We start from the raw sequence: 266 nt of genomic DNA on the forward strand, positions 1-266 counted from the left end.
GTCCTCGATCGGCAACAGGAACGGCTTGTCCTTGTCGCGGACCGGGTCCGGGATGAACTCGTCCACGGCAACCATGAGGTCCTCGACGGACTTGACCCACTGGGGGACGCCCTCGAGGGCCTTCAGACCGGAGGTGCGGATGACCGGGGCGCCGTCGCCGTCGAACTCCTGGGAGGACAGCAGCTCGCGGACCTCCACCTCGACGAGCCCGAGGAGCTCCTCGTCCTCGACCATGTCCGACTTGTTCAGGGCCACGAGCAGGGCCT

The 266-nt window shown here is 67.3% G+C and carries 1 protein-coding gene; it reads right to left on the reverse strand.

What is annotated here, in order from left to right; translation table 11 throughout:
* Positions 1 to 266, reverse strand: a 266-nt coding sequence (locus KVS67_RS12075; RefSeq protein ID WP_368669069.1) for a GTP-binding protein, incomplete at both ends; no start/stop codon positions are given.

It is taken from the genome of Micrococcus sp. GbtcB5 (assembly GCF_019091605.1).
Taxonomy (GTDB): Bacteria; Actinomycetota; Actinomycetes; order Actinomycetales; family Micrococcaceae; genus Micrococcus; species Micrococcus luteus.